Source organism: Nitratidesulfovibrio liaohensis, from assembly GCF_011682075.1.
Lineage (GTDB): Bacteria > Desulfobacterota > Desulfovibrionia > Desulfovibrionales > Desulfovibrionaceae > Cupidesulfovibrio > Cupidesulfovibrio liaohensis.
This window is the reverse complement of sequence record NZ_VSMK01000214.1, coordinates 1-4,496: the sequence shown is the minus strand read 5'-3', so window position 1 is coordinate 4,496 and position 4,496 is coordinate 1. Positions and strand designations below refer to the sequence as shown.

Genomic DNA, 4,496 nt, shown 5'->3' with positions numbered 1-4,496 from the left:
GCACGACGCCCGATGGCCGGGGCGGGCTGCCCGCCCCGGCGCGGCATGCTATTCCGTCGGGTGGCGGCCCACCACGCCGCGCAGGCCCGTGCACAGTCCTTCGTGCATGCAGGGTGCAAGGTGCAGCACGGCGGGAAAGGTAGCGCCAGAGGTGTGCATGGCCGTGCAGGCCAATGAGGTTGGCTGGCCGTTGCGTAGCGCCTCGGCAATGGCGGCGGCCATGCGGGGGCGTTCGTCCGGGGCCAGCATATCCAGCAGGCCCGCAGCCGGGGGCAGGGCCGCCGGGTCCATGCCGAACTGGGCCGCGGCGGCGCGGTTCAGCGAGCGCAGCACCCCCGCCGGGTCGGTTTCGAATACCGTGACCGACAGGGTGTCGATGAATTCGCGCTGGCGGCGCTCGTGTTCGCGCAGCAGGCGGTACAGCTCGAAGCTTTCGATGGCGTTGGCGCAGTGCTTGAGGATGAGCGAGAGCAGCGAAAGCAGGATGCCGGAAAGATTCTTTTCGGTGCGCGGCATGGCCCCGATGAACATCCCCCGCACGCGCGAGGTGGTGGCCAGCACGCTGAGCACCAGGCGGTGGCTGTTGTCCGAGGAATACACGGTGATGGGTCGGTTTTCGCGCACGGCCAGGGCGAACACCCCGGTTTCGATGAGCCGTTCCACTTCGCGTTCGATGGCCGGTCCTTCCTCGCTTGGGCGGCACAGGCCCAGCACGAAGTCAGAGGTGTGCTCGTCCACCAGATAGAACGCCGTCACCGAGAACTGCACCAGTTCGCCGATGCGCGCCACGGCCTCGTCCAGCAGGGCGGAGGGTTCTTCCAGCCGGTTGATGCAGGTCTGGAAGTCGCCGAGGTTGAAGGCCATGTCCAGCACGTCGAGCGTGAACCGGGCCTGGTCTTCCAGGTGACGCAGCCGGGCGTGCAGGCCCGCGCTGCCGAAGGTGGGGTCGTTGCTAGTCATGTGTTTCCAGGAACCTGATGATTTCCAGCACTTGATATTCCATCTGGTTGGCAGTCTGAACCACCGCGCCGGGGGGCAGGGCCAGGGCGGCCCAGCCCTCGTCGGTCAGGGGCGGTACCAGCACCTCGCCGCTGGTGCCGTAGCTCAGGGCGTTGGCCAGAAGGTCGGACACGGCCATGATGGCCGGTTCGCAACTGCCGCTGGAGCTTTCGGGCGTGTGGTGCCGCTGGACGTTGCGTTCCAGCGAGACCGGGCATTTCCATTGCCGCAGGATGGCCCCCCCCATTTCGTCATGGGTGAAGCCGACGATGTCGCGTTCCAGCGAGCGCACCGTGGTGCCGCGCGCCCGGGCCTCTGCCAGCAGCAGCCGCCCGTGGTCGGGCAGTTGTCCGTAGATGGCCAGCCGCCCCAGGTCGTGCAGCAGCCCGGCCACGAAGAACCGTTCGCTGTTGCCCATGCGGTGCAGCCCCGCCAGGATGCGCGCGGCCACGCCGCAGGCGATGGAGTGCGTCCAGAAGGCGCGCATGTCCACGAGATCCTGCGGCACTCCCCGGAAGGCCGTCACCACGCTGACGCCCATGGCCAGCGAGACCAACTGGTTGGTGCCGATGATGGACACGGCGCGGGTGATGGTTTCTATGCGTGCCCTCAGCCCGTAATAGGCGCTGTTGGCGATGCGCAGCAGCCGCGCGGAAAGGTCGGTGTCCTTGGAAATGATTTCGGCCGCGTCGGCGGCAGAGCTGCGCGGGTCGTTGACCACCTCCACCAGGCGGTGAAACACGCTGGGCAGGGTGCCGAAGCGCATGTCCTCGCGCAGTACCGATTCCAGCGTCACCGGCTTCGGGGCCGGGTCTGGCCGCACCGGGCTTGGGGCCTCGCCGGGGGGGACGGGCCATGGCGGGGGTGAGGCGGCAAGGCGCATGGCGCAGTGGCGCATCAGCGCGGCCACGTGCTGGTTTGCCGGGTCGTGCAGGGCGAAGTGGGCGCGGGTGCGCTCCATGGCTTCATCGAAACGGGCGGCCACCGTCGGCGGCATGTCGCCTTCGCTGTCCTCTTCGCCGATGACGGCCGCCTCGGTGACGCCCCAGATCTTGAGGATGCGCAGGCCTGCGGGCGAGAGCACGTCGCCGCATTTGAACAGCAGGCGTCCGTTGCCGTCGCGGATGTCGTCGGCCACGCGCATGCCTGGCTTCAGGTCTGTGATGCTGATGCGTGTCATGAGGCTCCGTGCGGGGGCTGCGGGCTGGCGCCCGAAGCGGCTCGCGGCCTGTTGGCGTTCCGGTGTGCCGTCCGTGTGGCGGCTCCCCGTCCGATCCGGTCATCCGGTGTGGTCCGGTCCCGTCCGATGCGGTTATTCGGTGCGGTCCGTTCCGGTACAGTCCGGCGTTGTCCTGTGCAGTCGGGGGTGCCCGGTATGGCCGGGAGACCGGATGGGTGCCCGGTCCGGCAAGGGGCGCCTAGCGTGTCAGGTGCGTGATGGCAACACGGACCCAAAGCATAGTACAGGAAATGACCGGGCGCATGCAACAGGGTTGCCGTGCAGCCCCCTCCATGCCGTCCCGGCACTGCCGCTGCGGCAGCCTCCGTACCCGGGCTGCGCGCGCGTTGCTTCCCCTTCGGGGCGAGTTCTGGTAGGTACGTGCCCGGACCGGGAGGCTGCGGACCCGCGCCGCATGCGTGTCCCCTGAGTATTCCATGCCCATTCCGTGTACGCGCCCCTGTGTGCTGTCACGGAGGCGTCGGCGGTCGGTCCCGGCCAATTCGGGCCAATTCGGGCCAATTCGGGCCGGTCCCGGCCAGTTCGGACCTGTTCGGGCAGTGCCCCGGCAATCCTCTTCGGTGCATTCCGGCCCGTGGCGGACCGCATCCGAAGTTCCCCGGCCCCCCGGCTCTCCGATTCGTTGTCGGGTGCGGACTCCATTCTCTCTTCGTCCCAAGGAAAGCGAATGAATTTCAACATGCTGGACGCAGCGTTCCTGATCATTGTCGGGTTGTTCGTGCTGCGCGGGCTGTTTCGCGGCTTCGTGGAAGAGGTGGCGGGACTGGTGGGCGTCATCGGCGGGTTCATCCTGGCCAACCGTCACCACGGTGATGCCGCCCCCCATGTGGCCAAGGTGGTGAGCGATCCCGGCTGGGTCAACGTCATCGCCTATGTGGGCGTGTTCCTGGGCGTGCTGCTGGTGGTGGCCATCGTGGCGCGCATCATCCGCAAGCTGCTGGTCATCACCTTTGCGGGCTGGCTCGACCACATGGCGGGCGGGGTGATGGGCGCGGCCAAGGGGCTGCTGATCTGCTCCATCCTGCTGGCCGTGCTGCTGCACTTTTTGCCCGACGCCGCGTTTGTGCGCGATTCTCGCGTGATTCCGTACCTTTCGATGATTACCGGCTACGTCAAGACGTTTTTGCCGCAGCAGTTGTTCTGACAGGCGGCGAACGCTGGCCAAAATGCCAACGGACGGCGAACGCCAACCAGAAGAACTGGCGAACGGCGCACGCCGGTTCGACTTCCCAACCCCACCTCCAGCGCCCGGCGCGCCGGGCATCCGACGGATCGCAGACCATGAGCAACGAACCCACGTCCCCGAATTCTCCCCACAGCCTTCAGGCCATCACCGACGTCATCGACCGCCTGCTGGCTCCCGAAGGCTGCCCGTGGGATCGTGAGCAGACCCCCGAATCGCTGGCCGATTACGTCATCGAGGAATGCTTCGAACTGGTGGAGGCCATCCGCTCGGGCAAGGTGCACGACGTGCGCGAGGAACTGGGCGACGTGATGTTTCTGCTGGCGTTCATCGGGCGCCTGTATTCCGACAAGGGGGCGTTCACCCTGGCCGATGCCGTGGAAGGCAACGCCGCCAAGATGATCCGCCGCCATCCGCACGTGTTCGCCGAGGGCGAATGCGCCAGCCGAGAGGAACTGCTGCGCAACTGGGAGCGCATCAAGCGCGAGGAAAAGGCGGCGGCCATGGCCGAGGATGCCGACGCCGAGGGCGACGCACAGCCCGCTCCCGCCGAAGGCGCGTCCGGCGATGCTCCGGGAGGCGTGTTCGCCAGCCTGCCCAAGGGGCTGCCCCCGCTGGTCAAGGCGTACCGCCTGCACTCCAAGGCCGCCCGGGTGGACTTCACCTGGGAAAGCGACGAGGACGTGGAACAGCAGGTGGAGGCCGAATGGCTGGAATGGCTGGATGCCTCTGCCAGCGGCGACAAGGAACGTCAGGAACAGGAACTGGGCGACTTCCTGTTCACCATCGTGGAGCTTGGCCGACGCAAGGGCATCAAGGCCAACGCCGCGCTGGACTACGCCACGCTGAAGTTCCTGCGCCGCTTCGAGGGCATGGAGGCGCTGGCGCGCGAACGCGGACTGGACTTCCCCAACCTTCCCTTTGAAGAAAAGGATGCGCTGTGGAACGAGGTGAAGGCCGCCGAAAAGGCCTGATGCCCGCCCGGCCCGATCGGCCTGACCGGCCTGATCGGCCTGACCGCCACGCCGGTGTCACGGCCCCGCGTGGCGGGGAGCGGGGGGCGCGTCTGGCCGC

General features: G+C 67.6%; 4 protein-coding genes. 2 read left to right on the top strand and 2 right to left on the bottom strand.

The features are described from left to right. Window positions 1-48: 48 nt before the first annotated feature. Window positions 49-960: a PAS domain-containing protein gene (locus tag FVW27_RS08325; RefSeq protein WP_167124266.1), complete on the bottom strand. Its 912-nt coding sequence runs from the start codon at window positions 958-960 to the stop codon at window positions 49-51. Further along, entirely contained in the window at window positions 953-2,179 is a 1,227-nt protein-coding gene (locus FVW27_RS08320; protein WP_167124264.1) for an HDOD domain-containing protein, read from the bottom strand. Before FVW27_RS08320 ends, FVW27_RS08325 begins: the two co-directional genes overlap by 8 nt. A gap of 727 nt (window positions 2,180-2,906) precedes the next feature. On the opposite strand from FVW27_RS08320, the gene FVW27_RS08315 reads away from it, so the two are divergent. Both FVW27_RS08315 and mazG read left to right on the top strand, forming a co-directional pair. Beyond that, window positions 2,907-3,383, top strand: a complete 477-nt coding sequence (locus FVW27_RS08315) for a CvpA family protein (protein WP_167124262.1) — start codon at window positions 2,907-2,909, stop codon at window positions 3,381-3,383. 137 nt (window positions 3,384-3,520) lie between these two features. Then, on the top strand, window positions 3,521-4,396 hold the full coding sequence (mazG, locus tag FVW27_RS08310) for a nucleoside triphosphate pyrophosphohydrolase (RefSeq protein WP_167124260.1): 876 nt from the start codon (window positions 3,521-3,523) through the stop codon (window positions 4,394-4,396). The last annotated feature ends 100 nt before the right edge of the window (window positions 4,397-4,496 follow it).

Bases quoted from the DNA above. Each gene is read 5' to 3' on its own strand.
- FVW27_RS08325 (WP_167124266.1), bottom strand. From the start codon at position 960: ATGACTAGCAACGACCCCACCTTCGGCAGCGCGGGCCTGCACGCCCGG.
- FVW27_RS08320 (WP_167124264.1), bottom strand. From the start codon at position 2,179: ATGACACGCATCAGCATCACAGACCTGAAGCCAGGCATGCGCGTGGCC.
- FVW27_RS08315 (WP_167124262.1), top strand. From the start codon at position 2,907: ATGAATTTCAACATGCTGGACGCAGCGTTCCTGATCATTGTCGGGTTG.
- mazG (WP_167124260.1), top strand. From the start codon at position 3,521: ATGAGCAACGAACCCACGTCCCCGAATTCTCCCCACAGCCTTCAGGCC.